We start from the raw sequence: 26,625 nt of genomic DNA, 5'->3' as shown, positions 1-26,625 counted from the left end.
CTCAGCGGGCCGTCCGGCGGAGGTAGGCGACCTGGCCGCCTTCGAGAACCTGCAGGAACTCCCAGCCACGGGTCTCCAGCAGCTCCACCGCCGTGAAGACGACATCCGCCCTGGCAAGGAGGCCGGCATGGCCGGCACGGAAGCTGGCCGCGTCCCCACTCGTCAGGAAGATGTAGCGAAAGGGAAAGTTGTCCACGTTGACCCGCCCGGACAGAACATCCTCGGCGAGGAACTCTCGGGACGGCCGGGGAAGCGTCATGCCGGCCCCACCTCCGCGTTGCCGGCATCGGCATCGGCCACGGGTGCCAGGCGAGTCCGCTGCGCCAACCGGCTCACCATCACCATGTTCTTACTGATCACTCCGGTCACGCCCAGCCGTTCGGCGTGCGCGAGCTCGGCTTCGGTCTCGACGGACCAGGCCAGGACCAGGTCGGTGGCGTGACGCAGCTCGGCCACCACAGGAGCGGTCAGCAGCCGCAGCCGGATCGAGACGCCGTCCACCCGTTCGCGGCGGAGCCGGGCGCGCAGCCGCGCCAGCTGCAGGGAGTTCGCGACGGACAAGATCCGTCGCACGTTCATCTCCGGTGGGAACGCCTCGAGCATCGCCCACTCTTTCGTGCACACCGCAACGGGTACGCCAGGACACAGCGTCCGCAGTGTTTCGGCGACGCGAACCGCGACCGTGTGGGACCTGCCCTTGAGGTCGAGCAACAACCGCGGGTCCCCGGCCGCAGCGGCGAGGATCTCGCCGAGCTCGGGAACAACGACATCGCGCCGCCGCATGATGCCGCTCGACCTCTCCCAGTACAGGTGGGGTCCGAGCGCGCGACTGTGCCGCATCTCGAGGGCGTCGCGGTACAGATGCACGTCCGCCTCGACGAGATCGGCCCCGGCCGTGAGCGCGGCCCGCAAGCCGGCCACGGTGTTGCCGGCCCGGTGGGCGACGGCGAGCATCCGCTGATGAGCCATCCCCGTAGGCTATCCGTGATCAGGTGCCCGTCGCCTCGGCCCAGACGTAGCTCGGGTCACATGACCGCACGATCTCAGCCCCGCATGTCCGCAGCTCGACCCGGCGGCGACCAGCCACCATCCCGGCCGCGATGCACGCGGCCGGGACAGTGACGCCCGGCGGATCTGCAGCGCCGCCCGGTGAACGGCGGCGCACCGCACGACCGCGGTTGCTCGTCAGGGCTTGAGGATGATCTTCTCGCAGTTGTCCTGCTTGTTCTTGAAGATGTCGAAGCCGTGCGGGGCCTCGTCGAGCGGCATCCGGTGCGTGATGATGCGGGTGGGGTCGATCTCGCCGCGTTCGATGCGTTCGAGCAGCGGCCGCATGTACCGCTGGACGTGACACTGGCCGGTGCGCAGGGTCAGCGACCGGTTCATCCAGGCACCGGCCGGGAACTTGTCGAGGAACCCGCCGTACACGCCGATGACCGAGACCACGCCGCCGCTGCGGCACGACATGATCGCCTGGCGCAGGGCGTGGGGGCGTTCGGTCTCCGACCGGACGGCCTGCTTGATCCGGTCGTACGCGTGAATGTGCGCGGCGCCGTGGCTGGCCTCCATACCGACCGCGTCGATGCACTTGTCCGGACCCCGTCCGCCGGTGAGCTCCAGCAGCCGGGACCGGACGTCGGCCTCCTCGAAGTTGATCGTCGTGTAGCCGGCCTGCTCCGCCATCTGCAGCCGGTACGGCTCCTTGTCGATGGCGATGACCTTCGCGGCGCCGAGCACCCGGGCGCTGTCCATGGCGAACTGCCCGACCGGGCCGGCACCCCAGACTGCGACGACGTCGGAGGGCTGGATGTCGCACATCTCGGCGCCCATGTAGCCGGTGGGCAGGATGTCGGACAGGAACAGCACCTGCTCGTCGGTCAGGTCGGACTCGATCCTCAACGGGTTCACGTCGGCGAACGGCACCCGCGCGTACTGGGCCTGGCCGCCCGCGAAACCGCCGGTCAGATGCGAATAGCCGTAGATCCCGGCGACCGGGTGGCCGAACATCTTCTCCGCGATCCCGGCATTGGGGTTGGAGTTCTCGCAACAGGAGTACAGCTCGTTCGCGCAGGCGGCGCAGGCTCCGCACGCGATCGGGAACGGCACGACCACCCGGTCACCGACTCGCAGCTTGTCCGCGGACACCCCGGAGCCGACCTCGATCACCTCACCCATGAACTCGTGACCCATGATGTCGCCGTCCTGCATCGTGGGCACATACCCGTCGACCAGGTGCAGGTCCGAGCCGCAGATCGCCGTCGAGGTGATCCGTACGATGGCATCGCGCTTGTTCAAGATCTTCGGGTCCGGCACGTCGCGGACCTCGACCTTGTTGCGGCCCGCCCAGGTGTTCGCCCTCACTCGTCCGCTCCCTTCGCCAGCTCGGCGTCCGACAGCGGCTGCGCCGGACGCTGCGGGAACTCCTTGCGAGCCCGCTTGCCCCACGGGGCGCCGTCGGAGCGGACCACCTCGCCGGTCTCCAGCACCTGCTTGAGCCGGCGCAGATCGTCGTCAAGCTGCTGATGCGGCTCCTCACCGAAGTACTTCGCGACCGCCTTGCCGACCGCGCCGCCCGGGATGTCGTACGTCAGTTCGACGTGCACCTCGGTGCTCACGCCGTCCGGGGCGGGCACGAACCGCACCGTGCCGGCGTTCGGCACGTCGGCGTGCCCGGTCGAGCGCCACGCGATCTTCTCGCCGGCCACCTCGTCGATGATCTCCGCGTCCCACTGGACGTCCTTGCCGAACGGGGCGCCGGCGGTCCAGTGGCTCGTACGGTCACCGGTGGTGCGGACCTGCTCGAGATGCGCCATGAACGTCGGCAGGTTCTCCAGATCTCGCCAGAACGCGTACACCTCCGGCGCAGCTTTGCGGATCGTCGTCGTCGCTGTCAGCTCCACGAATCCTCCTTTACGTGTCCCCCGCACCGCCGGTGCGGAGCCGATCTCCTTCACCCGACTGGCCTGCACGGCGCACAGCAGGTCCACCACCGTGATCCCGGCGACGACCCCGGTCACCCCGACGAGCCGCCGCCGGCGGGGTCCGCCACGGTGCGCGATCGCCATCCCGAGCGACGTCAGGTCCATCGCGTCGCCCGCCACCCGGGTCCATGCCCACACGCTCTTGCGCCGGCTCGTCAGGAGCCCGGCCGCGTGTACCAGCTCGCGCGCCCCGACGAGTGGCACCACCGCCCGGGAGGTCGCGGAGTCGTCCACGCCGCTGATCCGGCGCACGGTGTCGGGCGCCGCCAGCTGTGCCACGCCGAGACCGAGGCTCATCCAGCCGAGCCGGCGAGCTCGCCGCGTCAGCTCATGCTGCTCGGCCTTTCTTGTCTCTCGGGTCGCCAGTGTCACGGATGACCTCCGTGTTCGATCGGTCCGGGCGAGCCTCCCAGTTCACGGCGAACCGAGGCACGGTGGGTTTTGGCGCGGGTACCCGCCGGGACGCCACCTAACCCGCTGTTGGAACGTTGCATGGAAATTGCACCTGGCCGGTCGGCTTCACCGACTACCTGACCCTCGCCTGGCTGATCAGCTCGCTGGCCACCGTCGGCGGCGCGATCGGCTCCGGGCTGGAGGACGAGGACACGGTACGGGCGGCCGCCTACGGCTATCATCCCCAACCCGCCGGCTGGCGGGACGAGAAGGACGCCCAGCGGCACCCCGGGGAGCGCGGCCGGCAGACAAGCGTGGGACTCCCCCGCAAGCCACCCGGCCCGTCCGGGCCGACGTAGGAGGTGCCGGGGACGTCCTGGATGGCGGCGTAGAGCACCGACAGCGCCCCGCGTTCGGGGGCGTTGGTGAGGAACCTGAAGCGGTTGATGACGTTCGACCGGGAGTGGGCGGCCAGGGCGGTTCGGGCGATGCCCGAGGAAGGACACGCATATCCACTGAATGCCAGGGCGTCCGGGAACAAACGCGGGCCGGACCGCCTCAGACCGGCAACGATGACGAAGGAGGCAACGATGATCGAGTACCTGGACAGCGACGGCGACGGCTACTCCGAGGCCGTGGCGGCCGATCGGGACGCGGACGGCCGGATCGACATGGTGTCGGCCGACGCCGACCTTGACGGCGTGATCGACGGCGTGGGTCTGGACCAGGACGGCAACGGTGTCCTGGACGTCGTCCTCGCCGACCGCGACGAGAACGGGGTCTTCGAGGCGGCGGGCGTGGACACCGATCAGAACGGCCTGATCGACCGAAGCGTTTTCGACGACACGGGCGACGGTGTCTTCGACCGGGTGGTCGTCGACGCCGACGAGAACGGCCTCGACGACGCGGCCCAGGCGCCGGCCGGCGCGGTGGTCGGTGGCCGGCCGAGCTTCGACGGCCCGGCGGGGTTGATCATCGAGATCGCCGAGCAGAGCGGCCAGGTCACCGGCGGCACCCCGGACAGCGACGGCGACTCCTTCGCCGACAACCGGGACGCGGCGCCGAACGACCCGCGTCGGGCGTGAGGCGCTCATGACCTCGGACTGGCCGCCCCCGCCCACCTTTCACGACGGCCCACCGCCGCCACCCACCGACGCCGCGCGTGAGCTGGATCCGGCCGCCGTCCGGCCGTGGCCGGGCCTGCTCACGGCCGACCTCGATGCCGGGTGGGTGGTCAGCTCCATCCGGCGGATGCGCGGACCCCTGCGCGTCTCCGGCTGGGGCGGTCTCCTCGACGAGGAGCCGTTCGCCTTGCTGCGGGCCGTCGTGCCGGACCGAGCGCTGGATCCGGCCGAGAACCCGAACAGGCCGGTCGCCGAACGGCTGCGGTTGCGGTTTCGTCACCAGCTGCCGTTCGGCAGCGCTCCCCTCGCCGAGAGCGAACCATGCCGCATCGGTACGCTGCCGGGAGACTGCGACACGTTCTCCGTCGGGAACGGCGGGCCGCCGCGTGCCTTCATCGCCGGCGCGGACACCGGCGAGGTGGACGTGTCGGGCTCACCGCTCGGCGTGGTGGTGCTGGGCAGCGGGCCACCGGACCGCTACGACACCGTGGCCGGGACCGGCTGGACGCTCGCCACGACGCCCGGACCGGCCGGGAAGCCGCACTCCTGGATACGGGTCGACGGCTGGTGGTGGCAGGAGACGCTGCAGCTCGACGCCGGCGACCGCATCGCCACCGCCTCCGTGGAGCACCTGTGGCAGGGCGGCCTCGACGAGTGGACGGACGAGGTGTTCGCCCGCGCGCCTTTCCTGCGCGGCAAGCGGTCGCTGGGCGAACGCGAGGTGCGGGTCGACGGGCTGACCCGGGCTCGGATGTACCGCTTCGACTGGCAGCCGTCGGGCCGGGGCCGCATGCTCACCAACGTGGTGGTGGGCGTCCGCGACGACGTCGGATTCCAGCTCGTGATGGAGCTGCCGTTCCGCGACGACGCGGCACTCGGCACCACGCTCGACGAGCTCGTGCCGTCGTTGCGGGTCAGCTCCGCTCCGGACGCAACAGCTCCCCCATCGCCGCCCGCGCCCGGTACAGCCGGCTCTTGACGGTCTGTACGCCGACACCCTGGTGAGCGGCGATCTCCTCGTAGCTCAGATCGCCGTACTCGCGCAGTACCAGAGCGGTGCGGAACGGCTCCGGAACCTGCGCCAGCGCCGACTGCACCCGGTCGCGTTCGGCATGGCCGTCGGCATGGTCGTCGACGACCACCAGGTAGTCGTGTGCGTCGGGATTCCACGGGGTGTCCCGGCGGCGCCGCACGATGCCGAGTGCCGCGTTCGCGGCGATCCGGTACAGCCAGGTGCTGAACCGGGCTTCCTCCCGGAAGCTGCCGATGTGCTGCCAGGCGGCCATCAACGCGTCCTGGAGGGCGTCCTCGGCGTCGGCATGGTTGCCGGTCAGCCGCAGGCAGATCGCCCACACCCTGGTGCGGCATTCGCCGGCCAGCGCCGCGAAGGCGACGCTGTCGCCCGCCCGGGCCCGGGCGACGAGGGCCGCATCCTCCGCGCTCATGGCCGCGCCCGGCGCGCGATCAACTGGTACGAGCGCGCAAGTACCCGTCCTGCCTCGACCTCGGCCGGCATCAGGGCGAACGCGGACTGCGACTGCGCGGCGGCGGCTTGCCGGCGTGCCGTATCGGCGATCTCGTCGGCGCTCGCCTCGTCCGGCAGCCCGAGCCGAGCGGTGTCGGTGGTGTCCGCACTGACCTGTTCCAGCGAGGCGCGCAGCGGCGATCCGGGCGCCTCGGCGACCAGCAGGCGAAGGGCGCGCAGTTCGCGTACGGGGTGCAACGCCGGATCGAGCCGGGCCTGCTCGATCAGGGCGAGCGCCGCGTCGGCGCCGGCGCGCTGGGACGCTCGGCTCAGTACGGTCAGCGCCCGCATCGCCTTCAACGCGTGGGCGCGGCTGAGCAGGCTGCGGCGCAGAAGCTCCTCGACGCGGGCGATACCGGAGACGGACTCCAGCCATCCCACCAGGTGGTGTGCCCCGGCGCCGGCCCGCTCGCGGCCCCGGTGCACGCCGTAGTTGCCCAGCACCGGGTACAGCCGCTCGAGCGCGGGCGCGTCGACGTCGTCGGGCAGCGGCAGCCGGTGCCGTAGTCGCAGTCGCTGTTCCGGTACGTCCGCTGCGGCGGCGAGAACACGGGCGTCCTGCTCGCGGATGCGGCCGGTGCGGGCGGTCTCGGCGAGCAGGCCCGAGACGGCGACGACCGCCGACACGTCAGGGGCGCGGGCGGTGGCCAACCGGGCCGCCTGACCGTCCGCGGCCACGAACGGATCCACGTCGACGCCGTCGAACAGGTCGGCCTGCGACAGCACACCGACCGCGTTGACGGCGCTGGCGCCCAGCTCGCCGGTGGCGGCGCGGAACTGCTGCAGGAAGGCGATCTCGTCCTGCCGTTCCGCCTCGCGGAAGACGAACAGCACCGCGTCGGCCTGCCCGGCGTCCGAGGATCCGCCGGCCGGGTCACCGGCGCCGAGCACCGCCTGCCGGGTGGCGGCCTCGTTGTCGGCGGTCAGCGTGGCGAGCCCTGGCGTGTCGATGACGGTGTGCTCGCGCAATGCTCCCGCCTGCAGGTGGACCACGATGCGCGCGACGTCCGCGTCCGGCAGTCCGAGCTGCTCCGGCAGCCGGCCGTCGACCAACGGCAGGTCCCGCCGGGTGCCGTCGCGCAGCTCGACCTCGGCGCGTTCCGGGGCACCGTACCGGTACCAGGTGACCACCCGGGTGCACTCGCCGGCCGCGGTGGGCGCGATCCTGCGCCCTACGAGGGCGTTGACCAGCGTGGACTTGCCGGCCTTGACCCGGCCGACCACCGCCAGGCGCAGCGGTTCGGCCAGCCCGCCCCGGACGGCGGCCGCGGCTTCACGACCGGCGTCGTCGAGCAGGGGTGCGACCTGATCGCACAGGAGGGCCACACGGGCGGGAACCGGGTGCGTCACCGCCGCCCCAGGTGGGCTCGGACGCGGTTGGCCAGGTCCGTCAGCTGACCGCCGCGCAGGTGCACCTCTCCGCCGGGCGGCGGGCAGGTGGCCCCGGGCCGGGAAACGGTGCTGACCACGACCCGGCGGTGCACGTTGCCCCAGGAGACCCGGATGGCCACGCCGGTCACCACGTCGGCGGTGAGGATGATCGGGGATCCGTTCCATCCGGGCGTTCCGGTGATCGTGGCCAGCATCAGGCCCGGGAACGGGATCACCACCGCGGGCGGCCGGTCGCCCTGCGCGGGATAGAACAGCAGCTCGCTCTTGTACCCGGTCAGGCCCACCCCCATCACCTCCACCGGGCAGCGCCGTACCGCCGGCAGGTCGCCCAGGTGGTGCAGTACCTGGGCCGCCAGGTCAGGCATGGGGCGGCTGACGGCTTCCAGGCCCATGCCGGGCGATCCGCCGGCGTAGAGCTCGGCGAGGTCGCGGAGGTAGGGCTGCTGCTGCGCGCTGGGGTGCTGCGGGCGCGGCAGGTTGCGGTCGCGCGGCGCGGCGGCCGACGGCCTGACGGTGGTGGGCGACAGGGCGACCAGGTCGGGTTCCGGGGGGTCGGCGCTGTGATAACCGTCCGGGTAGTGCGCCTCGGTCGGCGCCCACCGCTGCCACTTCGGGGTGTCGAAGATCTGCCGTCTTTCCTGCGGCGTCGCCGTGCACCAGGTGCGCAGCATGCGGGTGGCCCACATGCCGCCGGGGCTGTGTTCCTCGTCCCAGGTGCGCCGGGCGGCAGCGGTGCGGAACGCTCCGGTCCAGGCCGCCGAGTCGCCGAGGAACACCCGGACCGGCAGGGGTACGCCCTTCACCGGCTCGTTCGGGACCTCCAGGACCGTGTTCGCCCGGCGCAGCCGGCTTAGCAGCGCCGGCTCGGCGGTGACCCGTTCCACGAGGTCCGGCACGCACATCAGCGCGACGAGGGTCAGCACGTCGTCGATGACCGCCGGGCCGTCCGTCGTGGCGGCCAGGGCGGCGGCCAACGCCGGGTTGGCGGTCAGGACGCGCTGCGCGGCCGCACTGAGACCGTCCGGGCCGTCCGGCGCGTCCGGCACTGCCTCGCTCGCGGCCTTTCTCGCCGGCAGTTCCGCCCGCGGCGCCGGCTCCGGCGCCCGCTGCGGCACTGGCTGCGGCACTGGCTGCGGCACTGGCTGCGGCGCCGGTGCGAGCACGGCATGGTGGGCGCCCAGCGCGACCACGAGCTTCGGATCGCCGAGCGTGGCGAACGGCCGGCCCAGCAGCGCGACCAGTTCCCGCTGCACAGCCCGCAGGTACGACGAGCCACCGGTCAGGTACAGCGCATGCAGGTCGGCGGCGGCCAGCCCGGCCTGAGCCAGTGTCTGCGTCGTCAGGTCGACGGCCCGCCGGACGTGCGGGGCGATCAGCTCGTCGAACTCGGTGGCGGTGATCGTCACCATCTCTTCGGTGTCGCCGACCACGACCGGGATGCTGGCGTGCTCGTGCTCGCTCAGCTCGTGCTTCGCCTCCCGCACGTCGTTGCGGAACGCCTGCACCGCACGGGCGTTGGCCGGGTCGCCCAGAGCTCGGACCAAATCACCGCGGTCGCGCTCCTCGAGCCTGCGCAGCACCGCCGTCAGCAGCACGTGGTCGAAGACGTCGCCGCCGAGCGGGTCGGCGCCGGCCGAGGCGAGCACGTGCAACGCGGTCGCATTCTTGGCCCCGCGCAGCAGGGCGACATCGCAGGTGCCACCGCCGAAGTCGAAGACCGCGACGGTACGGTCGGCCGGCAGCGGCGTGGTGTGCGCGTAGTAGGCGACCGCTGCGACGGGCTCCGACACCAGCCGCACGGCTTCCGCGGCGAAGCCGGCTTCGACGGCCGCCGCCCGGAGCACCTCGCGGCGAGGCTCAGCCCAGTCCTGCGGATGCGTCAGCAGGACGGCGTCCGGCCGGTCGTCGCCGCCGACGCGGCTCGCGCGGGCGGCCACCGCTCGCAGCACCGCGGCGACCAGGGTCACCACCGGCACCTCCCGGCCGCCCAGCAGCACCGAGTCCTGGCCGATCAGCCGCTTCGGGGAGCGTTCGAAGCCGTCCGGGTGGAGCCGGGCGGACCGCACCGCCTTGCTGCCCACCCAGACGTCGTCCGGCGTGACGAGGACCGCGGACGGCATCTGCTCGGCTTGATCGGACAGCCGGATCGCCACCGGGTCCCCGCCGTGGCGACGGTACGCGGCGGCGGTGTTGGAGGTGCCGAAGTCGATCGACAGGGTCCAGCCGGGCATCAAGACATCTCCGGTTCGGGCCCCGATGACCAAGGCTCCTCGGGCGGTGCGTGATCGTGTGCGTCATCGTGGTGGTCCGGAACGACCTCGGTCAACTGTCCGTGCGGGTGGGACCACCCGTCCGTGTCGTCGTCGATCAGGTCTGTCTCGTCGCTGGCCCATTCCGCCCCGCTGTCGTATTCGGGCAGCAGGCCCGCGGCGTCGATCGGGGGCGCCTGCGGATCCAGCGCCCGTGCGAGCACCGCCGCCCAGACCTCCGGCGGGGGTGCCGGCGGCTCGCCGAGCACCCCCTGCACGGGATCCATGGCATCCGTCACCGGCGGCGCGCCAGCACCGCGCCGCCCGCCAACAGCACCGGCAGAACAACGTACGGTCGTTGCACCAGCCATGACACGACGGCCTCGACCTGCCCGGAGGGTTCACCGGGCAGCTCCGCAGCGGTGGCCACGCCGACCGGGATGTCGCCGACGATCGGCTCGGCCGGCGCCGCTCCCCCGTCCGTGCCGGGCACCTCGCCTGGCGGGTAGTCGCACACCAGCGCCGCGTTACCGCCGTCGGCCCACGCGTCGGCCAGCACGTCCAGCGGAACCTCCAGCATGTTGCCGTCCGGGGTACCCGGGTCGGACAGGATCGCCACGCCCCGGGCCGTGTCGATGCCGGTCAGGACCACCGCGTGATCTGCCGCGGCCTCATCCTCACGGCCGTACCAGATCTCGTCGCTGTCGACGGCCAGCATCACCCGCCGGCCCTCGGCCAGATATCCGGCCAGCGTGTCGACACCGATGCCGATCTCGATGTCGGCGGGGACCCCCGCGTCCTCCAGGAGCGCCTGGGCGCCGTCGATACCCATGCTGGGCGTGCCGTCCGGCCCGACCGTGAACAGGTGCAGCGCGTTGGCCCTGGCCACGAACGCCGACTCGTCGGGTACGGGTATGCCGCTGTACTCGGCGAAGATCTGCGCGATGCTCGACGGCACGCAGTATCCGTTCGCCGACTGTTCGAACCAGTGCTCGGCGTCACCGACCGGGTCGCCGACGAGCTGACCATCGGACACCAGGGCGGCCCCGGCGCTCGCCGATGCGTCCTCGGGGAACGGGAGGAGGCCGGCCGGCTCGGGCAACTCGAACCCGTCGTGCGGCCCCGGCCCCGGCGCCGGTTCGTCGACCGGCGACTCGGAGGCGGGGTCCTCGTGGAGGAAGGGCCGCAGGGCGTCCGTCCAGTCGTCGTGGTCCGTCATGGCGTCTCCCGAGGTGGCGTGGTGGGTCGTCACGAGTCGGATGCGGCGGCATCGGGGAATGTTCCCGGCGCCGTCATCCCGGCGAGCTGGCGCTCGGCAAGGTCCCGCTGCGCTGCCACGGCCGCCAGCTCGCGGTCGACCGCCGCCACCCGTTCGGCCCGCCGGCCGGCGGACATCCGGTTCGTACGCTCGGCGGCCAGGATGACGGCCTCGACCCGCTTGATCTCGGCCATCAGGTGTTCCTGGACGGCGATCACGAGTTCGGGACGGCATTCGCGGATGGCGGCGTCGACCGCCCCGACCAGCTCGGCGCGCAACGCCGTGACCGACTCGGTGAGCGCGGCGTCCAGTCGTTGCCGGCCGATGCGCAACCGACGGGCGCCGAGGTTCACCAGGAACCAGGCTCCGCCGAACACCAGCCCGAGCGGTCCGAGCGTCGTGCCGGCCAGGCCGAGCCGGCCGGCCAGACCCGCGCCCATCAGCGCCGAGCTCGCCAGCGCGGGATCCACCGCCCCGCGGCCCAGATCCGGGCGCCGGCGTACCGGGGACGGGGCCAGCCCCTCCAGCTCGGCAGCCGCCGGCCGCAGCACCTCGACGGCGGCGTCCACGCTGCCGAACAGTTCCGCCGCCATCGTCACGAGACCGTCCTGCAGCTGTCCGGCGACGTGCGCCGCCACCAGGCGCAGCTCGCTCTCCAGCTCACCGAGCAGCTGGGTGGCGCCCGCCTCGGTGGTGCCCGTCCATTCCCGGCTGATCCGCAGCCGCCACCGGTCGCGTACGTCGTCGAGCAGGCGTCCGATGTCGCCGACCGCGCCCTGGCGCAGCCGGCCCAGGTCCCGTTCCAGGTCCAGCCGCCACCGGCGGTCGCGGGCCCGCAGCTGGTCGAGCGTCTCCCGTTCGATGCGCACCGGGTCACCGTCGGCGGCGGCGGCCAGGCCCCGGCGTTGACCGTCGAGGTGGGCGGCCAGCCGGTCCAGGCCGGAGACGGCGGTGCGTAGCACGTTCGCCAGGCCCACGGTGCGGCCGTCGGCGATGCGCTCGCGCACCGTCGCCGCCAGGGCCGCGACGTTCGACTCCTGCTCCAGCAGTGTTCGGATCTCCTGGTCGTCGGCTGCCGCGGCCTCGCCGGCCAGCGTCGCCGAAACCGTGAGCATCGGCGCGTCGGCGAACCGCGGGGCGTGCAGGCGCAGGAGGGCGCGGTTCTCCGCCATGACCTGTCGTCCTCCGTCGGGATAGCGGTCCGCCTTGGTGACCGCGAAGACGACCGCCTCGACGCCTTCGGCCGCCTCCGTCAGGAACCGCAGCTCCGGCGCCGTCAGGACCTGCCCCGCATCGGTGACCACGAGCAGCACGCCCGCACGAGCGGCCAGCCACCGGGCCAGCCGCGTGTGTGCCGACTCGAGGCCACCGAACCCCGGCGTGTCCACGAGAGTGACCCCGGGCAGCCAGCGACTGGCCGCCGCCACCTCCACACACCCGGGCGACTCGTCGCCGTCCGGCATCTCCTCGGCACCCGTGCTCAGGGCGGCCCACGCCTCCTGCCGCGACACCCGGCGCCGTCCCCCCTGGCCGGTCAGCGCCCAGCCGTCGTCCGGCAGCTCGATCGACGGCGGCACGACACGCAGGAATGCCGCCGTCAGCACGGCCACGTCGACCGGCGACACGTCGCGTCCGGTCAGGGCGTTCACCAGGGAGCTCTTCCCGCGTTTGACCTCACCGACGACCACGACGGCGGGCTGCCCGGACGCGGCCTCGCGCAGGCCGTCCCGCACCCGGTCGGCGTACTCGTCCAAGCCGTGCCGTTTGAGCAGGTCACCCGTGCCGAAGATGGCGCGGTGCTGCTCCCGGGTGATCGTGAGCCGGGATGACGGCATGCCCACCTTCCCTGTTATGAACCGTCGCCATGCAGCCGGTCCCGGACCTCCATCAGCGCGAATCCTAGGAGATTCTGACCTCGCCAACGGCCCGGAACAGCGATGTCGGGATGGTCGGCGGCCAGTCCGGCGCCCCAGACCAGGTCGACCGGGCTCGCTTCGACCAGGACGCGATCGCCGGTGCCGAGCAGGAAGTTCCGCAGCGCCGGATGTGCGCCGAACTTGGCGAGATTGCCCTCCACGACCACCGGGAAGCGGGTGGCAGTCCACGTCCGCTCGATGAACCCCCGCACCTGCCTGCCGAGGGCCTGGGCCGTCGCGGGATCCCTCGCCGCCAGGACTCGGCGCGCCGTGTCCGAATCGGCGAACAGCGTCGCCTTGCGCCACATCATGAAGTGCTCGGCGCTGGGAAACGTCGTGCCGTCGACGGTAAACGGGGCCGGCCAGAACTGGCTCAGGCATCCTGCCCCCACCCCGCCGTCGGGCTCGGGCCGAGGTCGCCAGAACGGCAGGAACCCGAGCGCACCGTCGGTGCTTTCCGCGACCCGGGCCCACAGCCGGTCCCGCTGCTTGCTCAGCGCGTCCACTGCCATGGGGCACCTTCCGATCGAGAGGACCGCCAGGGAGGTTAGCGCAGATCTGTGGTCACGATCGGGATTGCGGGCCGGAGGGCCGGAAGCTCCGTCCGGGTCCCGGTCAGCGTGGCGCCGACGGCTGCCAGAGCCCGGATACGACGGCTGCGGTCAGCCACCCCCTGGGCAGCGCAGAATGCGAGCCGCAACGGGCGGTCACGCGCCGGCGCCGGCAGGGCCGCGGCCAGACGCGCGAGAGCGATCGCCCGCTCGTGCGGCTCAGCGATCGCCTCGGCGACGTCGAGTGCCCCGCCGAGGTGCGGATCCCGAGCCCGGAGCGGTAGGTGGACCAGGAATGCGGCGACAGCCGCAACCCGCGTCGCGGGGTCGTCGATGGTGGCGGTGAACGCGACCACCCGTGAGCGTCCGTCAGCGTCGAGCCGGGGGAACAGGTCTCCCAGCACTGGCGTACGCCAGAGGGCATCCGGGATTCCCAGCGCGTGCTCCAGGGCCCGAACCGCCTGCGCCGTGCTCAACCGGGGCAGGACGGCAGCGATCAGCCAGGCCCGGTGGTGGCTCTCGTACGGCAGTGAGGCGGCATCGACGACCGCGTCCACCTGGGCGGCGGTGAGGTCTTCGGCGAGAGCGGCGAGGACGAGCGCCGACGGGTGGTCCAGCACGCCACGGGTGCGGACCACCCGGGCAAGGAGGTCCGCCGCCGCCCGGCACCGCTGCGCGGGCGACAGCCACGGCTCAAGAGCCGGCAGCCCTTCGCCGCCGAGGTAGTCGAACCGCCGGTCGCTCAGCAGATCGAGTGCCCGGTCCAGCTGCGCGGAGTCGAGGTACGGTGCGCAGCAGCGCAGCAGCCCAGCCGTACGCGTGTCGCCGCCTGCGACCAGGGTGAGCACCGTGTCGTGCTGGTCCCGGTCGAGCAGCGGGGCGAGCACTTCCACCACGACCTCGCGGAGCTCCGACTCGCGCAGACTTTCGTGCAGCGCGTCCCGCACGACAGCAGCACACTCATCCGCCTGCAGATGCGGCGCCAGCCCGCCAAGGGCACGGGCCCGGTAGATGCCCGCACCGATGTCGCGGGCGAGAGCCAGAGCGGTGCCCACCCGGTCCGCCGGCAGCAGAGGCGCCAGCTCCGCCAGCGCGAATGCCCGCACAGCCTCCTCCGGGATCGTCGGCAGGAACGCCAGCACCTCGTCGAGGTCGTCCGGTGCAAGGTGGGCCACCGCTGCCCGAAGCGTCTGGTAGTGCATGCGAGGCACCTGCTTGGTCGCCAAGGCACGAAGCGTGGCTACCAGCTGGTGCGCCGGCAGGTAAGGCGCGGCCCAGGCGATCAGGTCGTGAGCCTCGGCCGGCACCTTGACGGCGCGCTGCAAGGCGGCCGCCACAGCGTTGTCGCGCTCCGCGTCCGGTAACCGGTCGACGAGGCAGCCGAGGGCCGCCAACCGCGCAGCCGCGCCCTTGGTCGTCGCGACGACCGCGGCGGCCTCGGCCGCCTGCCCCCGGTCCAGGTGCGGTGCCAGGACCCGGGCCAGGTCCACCCGGGTACGGCGATCAGCACGCGAAAGAGCCGTCAGGAGGCCGGTCACCTGTTCCGGGTCCAGCATCGGCAGGAACCGCCCCACCGCCTCGACCCAGTCCCGGTCGGGCCGTTGCGCGGCGAACACCCGCATGAACTCGTCGACGGTCAAGGGTGTCTCGAGGTCAGCGTCGGTGTGGTCGGCCACGACCGGATCATGCCGCACCACCGTCGCCCGGAACAGCCGCACCAGCGACAATGCTCGGGACCCGTGGATGATCATCGAGTGGAAGGACGGACAACGGATGCCGAGGGCGAGGCAGGCTTTGAGCATCGCGGTGGCGCAGCCGAGCTGCGTGGCTCACGGCGTGGCGGCCAACGCTGCCGCCCATGCACAGGCCGTTCGGGCGGCGGACGCCCGCGTCGTCGTGTTCCCCGAGATGTCATTGACCGGATACGAGCTGGACGCCGCCCCCATCGCCCCCGATGACGCGCGGCTGGCTCCGATCATCGCTGCCTGCGCCGATACGGGAACGCTCGCCCTGGTGGGCGCGCCCGTTCCAGGCCCCGGCATAGGCGTACTCGCGGTGGACGCCCGAGGGGCACGTGTGGTCTACGCGAAGACGTACCTGCATGGCGACGAAGCCGACCACTTCGTGCCTGGCGAGCCCGCAGTGATCGAAGTGGACGGCTGGCGGCTCGGGCTCGCCGTCTGTCGCGACACGGGAGTTCCCGACCATGCGGCCAGGACCGCCGCCCTGGGCATGGATGGATATGTCGCCGGAGTCGTTCACGCCGACCACGAGGCCGGACTTCACGGCGATCGCGCCCGCCGAGTCGCCGCCGACCACGGCGTGTGGGTGGCCACGGCGGCCTTCGCGGGTCCCACCGGTGGTGGCTTCGACCGTACTTCCGGGCGTTCAGGTATCTGGTCCGCAGCAGGCAAGCTCCTCGCCGAGGCAAGTGCCGCCCCCGACGACCTCGCACGGGCCGTTTTCCCCTCGTGACGTCCAGCGACACGGCCGCCTTCGACCTGTCGGGGTAAGCGGAGGGGTCAGGCCGGGACCGCACGGCGGTAGCCGCCGCCCGACGGCTTCGTCTCGCGCTTCGCCGTGTACATCGCAATGTCGGCAGCCTCGAGGAGCTCATCGAAGTCGGACGCGTCGCTGGGATAGACCGATATCCCGATGCTGCCCCCGATGGTCACCGAGCTGCTTCCGAGACGGAACGGCTTTCGGAGCTGTTCGCATATCCGTGCGGCAACGCGCTCGGCCTTGACGGAATCCGTGAGCAGGACGGCGAACTCGTCGCCGCCCAGACGGGCGACCATGTCATGACGGCGCACGGACGCCACGAGACGCTTCGCCACCTGCTGCAGCAGGCTGTCACCGGCCTGATGGCCCTGCGTGTCGTTGACTTCCTTGAAGCCGTTGAGGTCGATGAGCAGCAGAGCCGCGTGGCTGCCGGTGTCCGTGGCTTCCTGCAGCACGTTCCCGGCCCCCTCTCCCAGGCCCGCGCGGTTCTTCAGTCCTGTCAGGGCGTCGTGGTTCGCGCGGTACTTCAGGATTTCCTCGTTGGCCTGGCGGGCCTCTGCGTTGACCAGAATGAGAGCACCCGACACCGAAAGCTTCCCCGCTACGACGAGGAAGCGGCTCGTCCATTCCCGCGCCGACCGCGTATCGCCGCACAGGACCCAACCGATGGGGCGTGTACCCGAAACCAGAGGCACTGCCGCGTACGCCCGCAGGTTCAGGGCGTGAAAAAGAGGTTCATGGTCCGCTGCGCCGTCGTGAACATCGCCGACGAAGAGCGTACGAGACGTCATCGTCCGCCAGACCGAGCCGGTCGTGGCGAGATCCTGCTCAAGGTCGGCCAACAGTTCCTCAGCAGCGCTCTCGGCGATCCCCACCGTCTCCACGAAGCGAATCCGTTGGTCCAGGTCGACAAGGCACAGAACGGCGCGGTCGGTGTCGAACGCCTCCGCTGCCGATTCCACCACCACGCGTGCCGCATCCTGAAGGCTGGGCGCCGTCACCCCGTTCTGGAGCAGTCTGCGCATCGCCGCCGAATCGCGCTCGGCCCGTTTCATCTGCCGATGTGGTGCCATCTCCAACAGGGTGGCGAAGTGCAGCGCCAGCGCGGCGATCTGGCGCGGCCGCAGAACGACGGGGTTCGTCCCGGAGAGCAGCAGCACCCCCACGATGTGGCCCCCGAGTCGGAGCGGGATCGCCAGCCGATCCCCTTCGCGCATCGACCCGCCAGGGCCGCGCAGTGCCCTGCCGGCACAGGCCACGTCGTCGTCGCTGGAGTCACCGGCCTGCGCAACCGGCTTGAGCGTGCCGGTCTCGCGGTCGAACTCGCACAACGTGGCCCCAGAGAGGCCGGCGGCCGCGCTCAGGTGCCGCGCCACCAACTCCAGCGCTTGAGACTCCGTCAGTGATTCCGTCGACAGCGCCATGACGAGATCGGCAAGCAGCGAATCGAGTGTTTCGCCGTCGACGTCGCCCTCGGCGGCCACGTCAAAAGTCGTATCTTTTTCCGCGTCGTGAGCGATGCTCATACACCTAGGGTCGGCAGAGGGCCCGCTGTCCTGAGGCGGGTGACCGGGGTCAGCCCCAGGTGACCGCCAGCTCCTGCAGGCCGTTGATCGGACTGTTGCGGAACTGCAGCTCCGCGTCCGGGTTCACGAGTCGCAGGTTCGGCAGCTTCTTGAGCAGGGCCGGGAAGACCACGGCAAGTTCCAGTCGGGCGAGCGCCTGGCCGACACACAGGTGGATGCCGTGGCCGAAGGCCAGGTGCGGGTTGGGCGATCGCGTGACATCGAAGACGTCCGCGTCGGGAAGCGCGTCGGTGTCGCGGTTCGCCGAGGGGTACGAGACCACGGCCATCGCTCCCGCCGAGACCGTCCGGCCGCCGACCGTGATGTCCTCGGTGAGCAGGCGCGGCGATCCAGTGCTCGCGACGGACGTGAACCGCAGGATCTCCTCGACCGCGGTGTCCAGCACGGCGGGGTCGTCGCGTACCAGGGCCAGCTGGTCCGGGTGCCGTATGAGCAGCAATGTGCCCAGGCTGATGGTGTGTGCGGTGGTCTCGTGCCCGGCTATCAGCAGGATGGTGCCGATGCCCTGCAGCTCTTCGTCGGTGAGGTTCTCGTCGTGGTCGCGGATCAGCGCGCCGAGGATGCCGGGACCCGGATCGTTGCGGTGGCGGGCGATCAGGTCGGCCATGTAGCCGAACATCTCGCGGCTGTTCTGCTGTTGCTGCTCGGGGCCCGCCGTGGTGTCGGTGAAGACGGCGCTCCGACGCTCAAAGTCCGCCCGGTCCGCGTAGGGAACGCCGAGCAGCTCGCAGATCACCTGCGAAGCCACCGGCAAGGCGAAGGCACTGACCAGGTCGACCGGCGGTCCGGCGGCCGGCAGGTCGTTCAGGAGGCCTGCCACGATCGCCTCGACGCGGGGCCGCAGGGCGGCCATCCGCTTGGCCGACAACTCACGCGTCAGCATCCGGCGGATCCGGGTGTGGTCGGGCGGGTCGAGGGCCGGCAGCCACCCCGGCTGCGTCATGGCCGACTCGCCGCGGTCCAGGGAGACGCGGGTGTGCCGACTGCTCAGCAGCGCGCACACGTCCGCGTGACGCGTGACCATCCACATCGTCCCTAGGGGCTGGTCCTGGAACTGCCACCGGATCCCGGTGACCGGCTCCTTCTCGCGGAGCCGGGCGAAGGCCGGCGCCGGATCGATCGGATCGGCCGGGTCGCGCGACCACGGCGACACCGAAGCGACCGGGTCCTCGTCCGTCATCTTTATCTCCTTCTTTGAGCTGCTCGGTAGTAGTGAGTAAGAAGCGCTAGCCGGTGAACTCGGAGAACGACCGAGCGGACTCGAACCGGCGTGCGGCGATGTCCCGCCGGCTGATCATGAACCGGGCGAAGTCCATCCGCTGGTCGCTGCGGTCGGCGTACCCCTCGGCTTCCGCGCCGGTGAGAACACCGAACTGCGCCAGTGGCACCCATTCACGCAGGATCCGGTCCTCGGCCTCGGCGAAGCTCTCACCGGTACGGGCAGATTCCTCCGACGCGAGCGCGGACTCCGGCTCGCTGTGCGCGGACACCGCGAACCCACCCACGACAACGTCGACGTCGGTGTCCTGGTCGCCGGGATCGGCCTCCCACCGCCGCGTGGTCAGCTCGACCAACGCGCTCGCATGGGGATTCTCCTGCAGGAAGTCCTGTAGGTCCTCGTCAAGGAAGTCCCATTCCTCCTCGTCCTCGGACAGCCCCGGCCGATAGCCGCCCATGTCCAGCCGGAGCGACACGTGAAGATCGTGACGCGGGTGTACCGGACCGTCCGTGCGAGCCGCCCCCGCAGCCGTGCCCTGCGGAAGGTGGACGACTTGAGTAGCTTCCTCTTCCACCCCGCCGTCCCGCAGATCGAACCAGCCGTAGTCCATGAAGAACTGCAACAGCCCCGTCTCCGGCCACGGGAAATCCAGCCAGCCCGTCGGAACGGCCGCGCAGTCGACGGTCGCCAGGAGCGGCAGCAGTCGATCCGGGTGACCGGTCACCGCCGGCCACGCTTTTCCCGGCGGCAGCACCGGCGCTCCGCCGAGCCACCCGCCGACCGGACCCCGCGTGTCGCGACGACACAGCCGGACCGCCGGCCGCACGAAGGCCAACCACTGATCGACATCGGATGACGGGATCCCCGCAAGGGCGGCGTCCGCACGAAGAGCGTCACTTCGGTTCACCACAGCGGAGCGGCGTTCTGCCAGTCGGAGATCCGGCGCTGGTACACCTCTCGGATGAAGTCGACGCCGCCCGTACCGAAGATGACCCGCAACGGTGGCTCCGCCGCGTCGACCACCCGGAGAAGTGCCTGCGCGGCAGCCGCCGGATCCTCCGGAGGCGGACCGGCATGGCCGGCTGCCTTCTCGCGCAGCGGGTCGTAGGCCGGCAGCCGCTCCGCGCTGTCCGTGGCACCGGCCCAGCCCGTCGCGAAGGCGGTCGGCTCGATGATCGTCACGTGGATGCCGAACCCCGCGACTTCCTGTGCGAGGGACTCGCTGACCGCCTCGAGCGCCCATTTCGAGGCGACGTAGGCGCTGGCCATCGGCAGCGCCACGAGGCCACCCATCGAGGTGATCTGGATGATGTGGCCGTGCTGCTGGCGGCGCAGGGTCGGCAGAACCGCCTGAGTCACGGACAGCGCCCCGAAGAGGTTGACGTCCATGGCGGCGCGATAGGCCGACTCCGTGAGCTCCTCGACCGCGCCCATGGTGCCGTGACCGGCATTGTTGACGACGATGTCCAGACCGCCGAAGCGGTCGACGGCTGCCGCGACCGCGGTGCGCACCGATCTGTCGTCGGTCACGTCCAACGGCAGCGTGAGCAGCTGTCCGTCGGGGACGTCGAGGTCGCTCAGCGCGGACAGGTCGCGGGCGGTGGCCACCACGCGGTCACCCCGACGAAGAGCTGCCTCTGCGAAGGCCCGGCCGAGCCCTCTCGACGCACCGGTCACGAACCAGGTCCGTCCGGCGTCGCCGTCTTTTTCGGGTCGAGCAGGGTTCCGGGAAGCTGGGTCCATGTGTCGATCATGGGACAACACCGCCGGCGGATGACCGCATCTGTCCGCTGAGCGGACACTTCCCCGCGGCGCCTTGACAGCATCTGCTGAGGTCGATGTGCTGATCTTGCCGAGACCGTCGGTCACGATCCCCGCCGAGAGATATGGATGCCGCCCGCAGTGATCAACATGAACGGTGCTGAGGTTCTGCTGGTCGCCGGGCTGGGCATCGCGGTGTCAGCAGCCGCCAAGCGCCGCGGTCTCGAGCCGGGCCTTGTCATCGTCGTGCTGGCCGCGGCCGCGTCGTTCCTCCCCGGGCTGCCCCGGCTGGAGCTGGAAAGTGAGCTGATTCTGGCGCTCGTGGTGCCGCCGTTGCTCTATTCGGCCGCTCGCGGCGCCGGGATCAGCGGGCTGGGCACCAACCTGCGGCCGATCCTGACGCTGGGGGTCGCCCTGGTCGTGCTGACCACCGCAGCGCTCGGGTTCATCTCATCCTGGCTGCTGCCGTCGCTGGGCTTGGCTGCCGCGTTCGTCCTGGGGGCGGTGCTCGCCCCGCCGGACACCATCACCACCGTTTCGCACGGAGGCGAGCTCGGCCTGCCGAAGCGGGTCACCTCGATCCTCACCGGCGAGAGTCTGCTCAACGACGCGACCGCGTTGACGCTTTTCACGATCGCGGTCGGGGCGGTCAGCGGCGAGAGCACCACCTGGGCGGGCGGGATCGGGCGGTTCGCCTACACCGCCGTCGCGGGCCTGCTGACCGGGGCGGTCCTCGGCATCGGCGCCCTCTGGCTACGCAAACGGCTGCACCACCCCACGCTCGAGACAGCGCTGATCCTGCTGCTGCCGTTCACCGCGTTCCTGGCCGCCGAGGAGATCCACGCCTCCGGGATCCTGGCCGTCGTGTCCGCGTCGTTCGGTGTCACGGCCAACCTGACCTTCGACCCCAAGCATCAGTACTCCGGCGCCCATCTGACGCGTATCCAGGAGGACCAGGTGTGGCCGGTGCTCGACTTCCTGCTGGAGACGTTCGTCTTCGCGTACATCGGTCTGCAGTTGAAGTTCGTCCTGGAAGATCTTGAGTTCGGGCTCGGTCGCACGCTGCTGGCGGCCGGGGTGCTGCTCGTGGCGGCGATCCTGATCAGGTTGGTCGCGGTGTTCCTGCTGTTCGGACGCTGGTCGTTGCAGTGGACGATGATGCGCCGCAAGCTCGACCGCGACCCGGCGTTGAGAACCCGCTTCGAACAGCAGATCCAGCGGCGCCGTGGGCGGCCGTTCGTGCCGCTGTCCGGCAAGGAGACCCTGCTGGTCTCGTGGACGGGGATGCGCGGGATTCTCACGCTGGCGGCGGCCGCGGCAGTGCCGCACGACGTGCCCGGGCGGGACGCGATCCAGGTCATCGCGCTGATCGTCACGCTGGGCACCCTGCTCATCCAGGGGACGACGCTGAGCGCGCTGACCCGGTGGTTGCAGATCGACCTGAGCGGCGAGGAGGCGGAGTCCGCTCAGATGCGCCGGGTCGGCGAGCAGATCCTCGCGGATGCCGACGGGTTCGAAGCACAGCGCAGCGCCTTGGGTAAAGCGTTCGTGGAACGCCGGCTGGATGAGACGACCGCCCGCCATCTCATCGCCGACGTGGACCTGCGGCAGGCAGCGGAGAGCTGACGGCTCGCGGGAACCTCAGCCGGCGAGGGCGAACAGACCTTCGCGGAACGCGTCGGTGTCGACTTCCACGCCGGACGCCACCCGCATCTGGAGCCCGCTGACCGCGCAGAGGATGAGCTCGGCACGGTGGGTGGCTGCCGGACTCGGATCGCCGGAGGCCTGGTCGATCGAGCGTGCCAGCCACCGGCATACCCGGACGTGACGCTCAGCGATCAATGTCTGCAGGCGCGCCGACGACGTCGCCCTCGCCCACACATGGCTGCTGATCTGGCCACGCCGCTGGTCGGTCGCGGCCGCCATCAAGGCGTTCATCGCCTCGTCGAGGGGCAGTGGGTCACCTTCGTCGGGATCGAACCGGGTGCCGAGCGCGCCTTCGCTCACCGCCATCACGACCGCGTCCTTGTTGGCGAAGTAGCGGTACACCGTCCCGGTGGCGACGCCGGAGGCTTCCACGATGTCGGCCATCGACGTGTCCGAGAATCCACGCTCCGCGAACAGCGCCGCGGCGGCGTCGAGGATCGTCTGCCGGCGATCGCGGGCGCGCTCTTCGGTCAGCTTGGCCATGGTGGTGCTGCACTCCCTTGATCGAGTTCCGGGCGTGGAACCCGCCCATGGTCTCACCCCTCGGGCGAGTCCCGTGTTCGGCACTCGGGGGCACATCTTTCTTCCCTCGCGCGCTTCCCAAGATCCGCTAAGCTCGCCCAGTCTATGAATGAACGCTCATTCCGCAAGGAGATCGCAGTGATATCCCTCGACCTAGCAGGCGGCAGACCTCGTACGGCGCTGGTCACCGGAGCGACCAGCGGAATCGGGCGCGCGACCGCGCTGGCGCTGGCGAAGGCGGGCTTGTCGGTCATCGTCCACGGCCGTGACGCCGGGCGCGGGCAGCAGGTCTGCGCCGAGATCGAAGCCGCCGGAGGCACGGCGGCCGTGCTGCTCGCCGACCTGTACGAGGTCGATCAGGTCCGGCAGCTGGCCGCGCGCGCCGCAGCCGTCACCGGCGGGGTCGACGTGCTCGTCAACAACGCCTTCGAGCCGGGTGTCTACGCCGCGAGCGCGGACACCTCGGTCGAGGACTTCGAACGCCGCATCGCGATCAACGTCCGGGCCCCGTTCCTGCTCACCACGGCGCTGGTACCGGCCATGGCCGCCCGCGGCGAAGGAGCCGTCGTCAACGTGTCGATGGCCGCCGCCGGCAAGGGCATCCCCGGGATCGCGCTGACCTCGGCGACCAAGGCCGCGCTCGAGGCGCTCACCCGGTCCTGGGCCGCCGAGTACGGGCCACAGGGCGTACGGGTCAACACCGTCAGCCCCGGCGTCGTCCTCACCCCGGCCAACGCGCACCTGCTCGACCAAATGCACGCCTTCGCCGCGGCCACCCCGGCGCAACGCCCCGCCGACGTGACCGAGGTCGCCTCCGTGATCGCGTTCCTGGCGTCGCCGCAAGCGTCCTTCGTCATCGGGGCCAACGTCGCGGTCGACGGCGGGATGCTCGCCGTCTGAAGACCCCATGACAGGTGGAAAGCACATGACACCAGCGAGTCCCCCCGAATCCGCCACCACCGCGAGCGGTCGCGGAGTCATAGACGGAGCATTCCGGCTGCTGGAGCTGCTCCCCCAAGCAACCGGAGACCATCAGCTCTCCGAACTGTCGAGGCTGTCCGGCATACCCCGCGCCTCGGTCTACCGGCTCATGTCCCAGCTCCACGAAGCAGGCGCCGTGCAGCTTGTGGACCGGCGCTACGTCGTCGGACCGTCGATGATCACCATCGCCCGGCACGCCGAACCCGCGAACGGTCTCCGCAGCCATGCCTTGCCCTACATGTACGCCCTCCGCGAGCGCACCGGGGCCAACGTGTCACTGGTCGGTCCCAGCTCCGCCGGCGCCGTCGTCCTCGAAGTCCTCCCCGGACGTGACACGCTGCCGGTCCACATCTATCCCGGCCGGGTCGTACCGGACCTCGCCGCCGCAGCATTGGTACTCGGCGCGGCGAACGTTCCCGAGCGCCTCGACCCGGTGCGCCGATCGGCGGTCGACCAGGAACATACCGTCCCCGGCCTGCACTGCTTCGCGACTGCCATCGTCCTTCCCGACGGCAACAAGGCCGCACTGCAGATCGCCATGAACAGACCGATCGAAAGCCACGACGTTCTGCGCCTGACGCAGGAGGCCGGTCGCCGCATAGGCGCCACCATGCGCACATCCCCCGGAGGGGGCAAAGGCCGCACGGGTACGGCCACACGCGCGTCCATCCGCTCAGCGGACACCTATGGTCATCGCCCGGCCACCCAGGGACTGAGCACATGACCCCCGACGATCACCTGGTCTCCGTGGCCGAAACCATCGAGGCGGAGTCGCTGCTCGCGTACGTGAACGGGGCTCCCGACCACATACGCCACCAGCTGGGTTCGGCCGGTGCTCGCATTGCCGGCGGTGTTGCGGTTGGCATGCGCAGCGACCGCTCCGGGTTCTGGACCAGAACGGTCGGGCTCGGGGTGACGACACCCGTGACAGCGGCAGTGCTGGACGAGGTTGTCGCCTTCTACCGCTCCGAAGGCATCCAGCAGGCATCCCTTCAGATCGCGCCGTCGCTGCTGCCCCCGGACTGGGACGAACTCGCGGCACGGCACGGCCTTCTCGCGGGTCGCACCTGGGTGAAGCTCGGCGCGCAGGTCGAGGAGATCGGGCCCGCTTCGACCGAGCTGCTGGTAGGGCCGCTGCCCAAGGCGGACTTCGCCCCCTGGGCCACGGTCATCCTGCACAGCTTCGGCATGCCGACCGCCGGCATGACCGAGATGATGTGCGCCGCCGCCTCGCAGCCGGCGTACCTGCCGTTCGGCGCGTGGTACGGAGACGCCATCGTCGGTGGCGGAAACCTGTTCGTCCATGGGCGAGACGGCCTGCTGAGCGGCGCCGGCATCGACCCGGCGTACCGCGGGCGAGGAGCGCAGTCAGCCCTGATCTCGGCCCGGGCGCGAGCCGCCCGTCAGGCCGGATGTCGCCGGCTGTTCGCGGAGACCGGCATGCCGGCCGGCGGCGCGACGAACCCCTCGCTCAACAATCTCCGCCGACTCGGCCTGCAGGACCTGTATCTCCGACAGAACTGGGCTTGGCGGGACTCGCACTGATCAGGCCTACTCGTCGACCTCGCCCTTACAGGTCACCTTCTGGCCGGGCAACCCTGTCACCTTCGCGACCTCCTTGCCCTTGACGATGATGCGGCACGTGAGCGCCCCCTTGGGCGGCGTCGCGAGTCACCGTACGCGGCGCCGAGTCCGGTTGAGGGACGGTGACGACGGGCCGGAGGCTCACCCCGGGATCGCCCGTGAGCTCGTACCGGGTCTCCAGCGGACCGGGGATTCGGGTCGGTCACGACCATGACGACGCGCGAACGCAGCGTCTCAGGGGACGACGCGCAAGCTCGAGAAGCCTCTGATGAAGTAGTGCGGTTGCAGTCGGGGTCGGCCGACCACGCGGGCGTCAGGCCATGTCCGCAGCAACGTCCGCACGACCACTTGGGCTTCGGTACGGCCGAGAGCGGCGCCCACGCACGCGTGGATTCCGCGTCCGAAGGCAAGGTGGGCCGTCGGGACCCTGCGGTCCAGCGCGAGGACGTCCGCCTCGCGGAAGGCACCGGCATCGCGGTTTGTGCCATCCCGGCAACGCGCTGAGGATCGTTCAAGAGCCGGGCAAGCGTACTGACGATCAGTTGAGCCGTCGTCTCATGGCCGGCGAAGATCAGGCCCGAGAAGAGCGACAACAAGTCCACGTCCGACAACGGGTGCTCGGCCGCTGCCTGGGTGGCCAGGACCCGGCTGATCAGATCGTCCGCCGGCACGCTTCGACGTGCCTCGACCAGATCCGCCATCGCGTCGTGCAGGCGTACGGCGGACTCCGCGAGCCGAAGCTGGTCCGTGAGGCCCAGCCCTTCCCTCTCGGCGCCGTGCAGTCGTCCCCAGTTCTGGGACCAGTGGAAGAAGTCCGATCGCTGCGCAACCGGGACACCGATCAGGTCGAAGATCACGTCAAGGGTGACCGGGAGGGCGATCTGGGTCAGCACATCGACGGATGCCTCAGCGGAGAGCTCTTCCAGCACCGCGGCCGTTCTTCGTTCTATCGCCGGTATCAGCTCGCGCACCTTCCTGCGGCTGAACGCCGCCACCAGGACGCTCTTCATACGCACGTGCTCGGGCTCGTCCCAGCCGATCAGGGTGGCGCCCTCGGCCACCCGGCCCGCGAGCAGCTCGTGCACCTCCGGTCTCGGCGGACTGCCCAGAACTCCCACCGAGCTGTAGGTGCTCGGGTCGTCGAGCGCCTCGCTCACCAGATCCGGGTCACGATCCAGGCCTGGAGGCGGCTGCTGTAGAAGACGGGCGACTGGGCACGCGCGCGGGCCAAGATGTCACCCATCGCTTCCTGACCGGCAATGGTGAACGGGTCGAAGGCCACATCCCAGGCCTCGTTCATGACGTCTTCCATGTCTCGGTCGTCGGGCAGGAGCGCGGGGCGATGACCGCATCTGTCCGATGAACGGACGTGTT

The 26,625-nt window shown here is 70.9% G+C and carries 27 protein-coding genes; 8 read left to right on the top strand and 19 right to left on the bottom strand.

What is annotated here, in order from left to right; genetic code table 11:
• Window position 1: 1 nt before the first annotated feature.
• The 4 genes from AB0J80_RS32255 to AB0J80_RS32240 all read right to left on the bottom strand — a co-directional run bounded on the left by AB0J80_RS32255 (window position 2) and on the right by AB0J80_RS32240 (window position 3,353).
• Window positions 2-259: a hypothetical protein gene (locus AB0J80_RS32255; RefSeq protein WP_364712608.1), complete on the bottom strand. Its 258-nt coding sequence runs from the start codon at window positions 257-259 to the stop codon at window positions 2-4.
• The gene (locus AB0J80_RS32250; RefSeq protein ID WP_364712605.1) at window positions 256-969 is read right to left on the bottom strand and encodes a glycerophosphodiester phosphodiesterase; all 714 of its coding nucleotides are present in this window, start codon (window positions 967-969) and stop codon (window positions 256-258) included. Before AB0J80_RS32250 ends, AB0J80_RS32255 begins: the two co-directional genes overlap by 4 nt.
• 216 nt (window positions 970-1,185) lie before the next feature.
• On the bottom strand, window positions 1,186-2,361 hold the full coding sequence (locus tag AB0J80_RS32245) for a zinc-dependent alcohol dehydrogenase (protein ID WP_364712602.1): 1,176 nt from the start codon (window positions 2,359-2,361) through the stop codon (window positions 1,186-1,188).
• Entirely contained in the window at window positions 2,358-3,353 is a 996-nt protein-coding gene (locus tag AB0J80_RS32240; protein WP_364712599.1) for an SRPBCC family protein, read from the bottom strand. The genes AB0J80_RS32245 and AB0J80_RS32240 overlap by 4 nt, the downstream gene beginning before the upstream one ends.
• Before the next feature lie 116 nt (window positions 3,354-3,469).
• Here AB0J80_RS32240 and AB0J80_RS32235 point away from each other — a divergent pair, with 116 nt between their 5' ends.
• From AB0J80_RS32235 to AB0J80_RS32225, 3 genes are all read left to right on the top strand, one after another.
• Window positions 3,470-3,733, top strand: a complete 264-nt coding sequence (locus AB0J80_RS32235) for a hypothetical protein (RefSeq protein ID WP_364712596.1) — start codon at window positions 3,470-3,472, stop codon at window positions 3,731-3,733.
• A gap of 231 nt (window positions 3,734-3,964) precedes the next feature.
• Complete coding sequence (locus tag AB0J80_RS32230) at window positions 3,965-4,459, top strand: hypothetical protein (RefSeq protein ID WP_364712593.1); 495 nt, start codon at window positions 3,965-3,967, stop codon at window positions 4,457-4,459.
• A 7-nt stretch (window positions 4,460-4,466) separates the two neighbouring features.
• Complete coding sequence (locus AB0J80_RS32225; protein ID WP_364712590.1) at window positions 4,467-5,477, top strand: hypothetical protein; 1,011 nt, start codon at window positions 4,467-4,469, stop codon at window positions 5,475-5,477.
• On the opposite strand, the gene AB0J80_RS32220 is transcribed toward AB0J80_RS32225, so the two are convergent.
• The 8 genes from AB0J80_RS32220 to AB0J80_RS32185 are packed head-to-tail and all read right to left on the bottom strand — an operon-like array spanning window position 5,413 to window position 15,140.
• The gene (locus AB0J80_RS32220) at window positions 5,413-5,943 is read right to left on the bottom strand and encodes a sigma-70 family RNA polymerase sigma factor (RefSeq protein ID WP_364712587.1); all 531 of its coding nucleotides are present in this window, start codon (window positions 5,941-5,943) and stop codon (window positions 5,413-5,415) included. The two genes, AB0J80_RS32225 and AB0J80_RS32220, sit on opposite strands and share 65 nt — an antisense overlap.
• Window positions 5,940-7,373 (bottom strand): dynamin family protein, encoded by a 1,434-nt coding sequence (locus AB0J80_RS32215; RefSeq protein WP_364712585.1) that lies wholly within the window; start codon window positions 7,371-7,373, stop codon window positions 5,940-5,942. The genes AB0J80_RS32220 and AB0J80_RS32215 overlap by 4 nt, the downstream gene beginning before the upstream one ends.
• On the bottom strand, window positions 7,370-9,646 hold the full coding sequence (locus AB0J80_RS32210) for an Hsp70 family protein (protein WP_364712583.1): 2,277 nt from the start codon (window positions 9,644-9,646) through the stop codon (window positions 7,370-7,372). The genes AB0J80_RS32215 and AB0J80_RS32210 overlap by 4 nt, the downstream gene beginning before the upstream one ends.
• Window positions 9,646-9,951, bottom strand: coding sequence for a hypothetical protein (locus AB0J80_RS32205; protein WP_364712580.1), 306 nt, complete (start codon window positions 9,949-9,951; stop codon window positions 9,646-9,648). Before AB0J80_RS32205 ends, AB0J80_RS32210 begins: the two co-directional genes overlap by 1 nt.
• 8 nt (window positions 9,952-9,959) lie before the next feature.
• Window positions 9,960-10,883, bottom strand: coding sequence for a hypothetical protein (locus AB0J80_RS32200; protein ID WP_364712577.1), 924 nt, complete (start codon window positions 10,881-10,883; stop codon window positions 9,960-9,962).
• A 29-nt stretch (window positions 10,884-10,912) separates the two neighbouring features.
• Window positions 10,913-12,757, bottom strand: a complete 1,845-nt coding sequence (locus AB0J80_RS32195; protein ID WP_364712574.1) for a dynamin family protein — start codon at window positions 12,755-12,757, stop codon at window positions 10,913-10,915.
• A 14-nt stretch (window positions 12,758-12,771) separates the two neighbouring features.
• Entirely contained in the window at window positions 12,772-13,344 is a 573-nt protein-coding gene (locus tag AB0J80_RS32190; protein ID WP_364712571.1) for an NADAR family protein, read from the bottom strand.
• Window positions 13,345-13,385: 41 nt separating this feature from the next.
• Complete coding sequence (locus AB0J80_RS32185; protein ID WP_364712569.1) at window positions 13,386-15,140, bottom strand: hypothetical protein; 1,755 nt, start codon at window positions 15,138-15,140, stop codon at window positions 13,386-13,388.
• Between the two features lie 22 nt (window positions 15,141-15,162).
• Between AB0J80_RS32185 and AB0J80_RS32180 the strand changes: the two genes are divergently transcribed.
• Window positions 15,163-15,864, top strand: coding sequence for a carbon-nitrogen hydrolase family protein (locus AB0J80_RS32180; protein ID WP_364712637.1), 702 nt, complete (start codon window positions 15,163-15,165; stop codon window positions 15,862-15,864).
• 47 nt (window positions 15,865-15,911) lie between these two features.
• Here the strand turns inward: AB0J80_RS32180 and AB0J80_RS32175 are convergent, their stop codons facing one another.
• The 4 genes from AB0J80_RS32175 to AB0J80_RS32160 form a co-directional block, all read right to left on the bottom strand.
• On the bottom strand, window positions 15,912-17,417 hold the full coding sequence (locus tag AB0J80_RS32175; RefSeq protein WP_364712566.1) for a sensor domain-containing diguanylate cyclase: 1,506 nt from the start codon (window positions 17,415-17,417) through the stop codon (window positions 15,912-15,914).
• Window positions 17,418-17,466: 49 nt separating this feature from the next.
• A complete protein-coding gene (locus AB0J80_RS32170; protein WP_364712563.1) occupies window positions 17,467-18,657 on the bottom strand; it encodes a cytochrome P450 in 1,191 nt (396 codons plus the stop codon).
• Window positions 18,658-18,703: 46 nt separating this feature from the next.
• The gene (locus AB0J80_RS32165) at window positions 18,704-19,522 is read right to left on the bottom strand and encodes a DUF1963 domain-containing protein (protein WP_364712561.1); all 819 of its coding nucleotides are present in this window, start codon (window positions 19,520-19,522) and stop codon (window positions 18,704-18,706) included.
• A 77-nt stretch (window positions 19,523-19,599) separates the two neighbouring features.
• A complete protein-coding gene (locus AB0J80_RS32160; RefSeq protein WP_364712558.1) occupies window positions 19,600-20,439 on the bottom strand; it encodes an SDR family NAD(P)-dependent oxidoreductase in 840 nt (279 codons plus the stop codon).
• A gap of 168 nt (window positions 20,440-20,607) precedes the next feature.
• On the opposite strand from AB0J80_RS32160, the gene AB0J80_RS32155 reads away from it, so the two are divergent.
• Window positions 20,608-22,083 carry a sodium:proton antiporter gene (locus tag AB0J80_RS32155; protein ID WP_364712555.1) on the top strand — a complete coding sequence of 492 codons (1,476 nt, stop codon included), beginning with the start codon at window positions 20,608-20,610 and terminating at the stop codon, window positions 22,081-22,083.
• Window positions 22,084-22,098: 15 nt separating this feature from the next.
• Here the strand turns inward: AB0J80_RS32155 and AB0J80_RS32150 are convergent, their stop codons facing one another.
• A complete protein-coding gene (locus tag AB0J80_RS32150) occupies window positions 22,099-22,647 on the bottom strand; it encodes a TetR family transcriptional regulator (RefSeq protein WP_364712552.1) in 549 nt (182 codons plus the stop codon).
• 144 nt (window positions 22,648-22,791) lie between these two features.
• Here AB0J80_RS32150 and AB0J80_RS32145 point away from each other — a divergent pair, with 144 nt between their 5' ends.
• The 3 genes from AB0J80_RS32145 to AB0J80_RS32135 are packed head-to-tail and all read left to right on the top strand — an operon-like array spanning window position 22,792 to window position 25,212.
• Window positions 22,792-23,586, top strand: coding sequence for an SDR family oxidoreductase (locus tag AB0J80_RS32145; protein WP_364712549.1), 795 nt, complete (start codon window positions 22,792-22,794; stop codon window positions 23,584-23,586).
• Between the two features lie 7 nt (window positions 23,587-23,593).
• Window positions 23,594-24,391, top strand: coding sequence for a helix-turn-helix domain-containing protein (locus AB0J80_RS32140; RefSeq protein WP_364712547.1), 798 nt, complete (start codon window positions 23,594-23,596; stop codon window positions 24,389-24,391).
• A complete protein-coding gene (locus AB0J80_RS32135) occupies window positions 24,388-25,212 on the top strand; it encodes a GNAT family N-acetyltransferase (protein WP_364712544.1) in 825 nt (274 codons plus the stop codon). The genes AB0J80_RS32140 and AB0J80_RS32135 overlap by 4 nt, the downstream gene beginning before the upstream one ends.
• A gap of 273 nt (window positions 25,213-25,485) precedes the next feature.
• Here AB0J80_RS32135 and AB0J80_RS32130 read toward each other — a convergent pair whose 3' ends face one another.
• Both AB0J80_RS32130 and AB0J80_RS32125 read right to left on the bottom strand, forming a co-directional pair.
• Complete coding sequence (locus tag AB0J80_RS32130; protein WP_364712541.1) at window positions 25,486-25,632, bottom strand: hypothetical protein; 147 nt, start codon at window positions 25,630-25,632, stop codon at window positions 25,486-25,488.
• Between the two features lie 772 nt (window positions 25,633-26,404).
• Window positions 26,405-26,563: a hypothetical protein gene (locus tag AB0J80_RS32125; RefSeq protein ID WP_364712538.1), complete on the bottom strand. Its 159-nt coding sequence runs from the start codon at window positions 26,561-26,563 to the stop codon at window positions 26,405-26,407.
• Between the last annotated feature and the right edge of the window lie 62 nt (window positions 26,564-26,625).

The organism is Actinoplanes sp. NPDC049548 (assembly GCF_040676695.1).
GTDB lineage: Bacteria > Actinomycetota > Actinomycetes > Mycobacteriales > Micromonosporaceae > Actinoplanes.
Note: the sequence above shows the minus strand (reverse complement) of the source record. Positions and strands in the feature narration are given on the sequence as shown.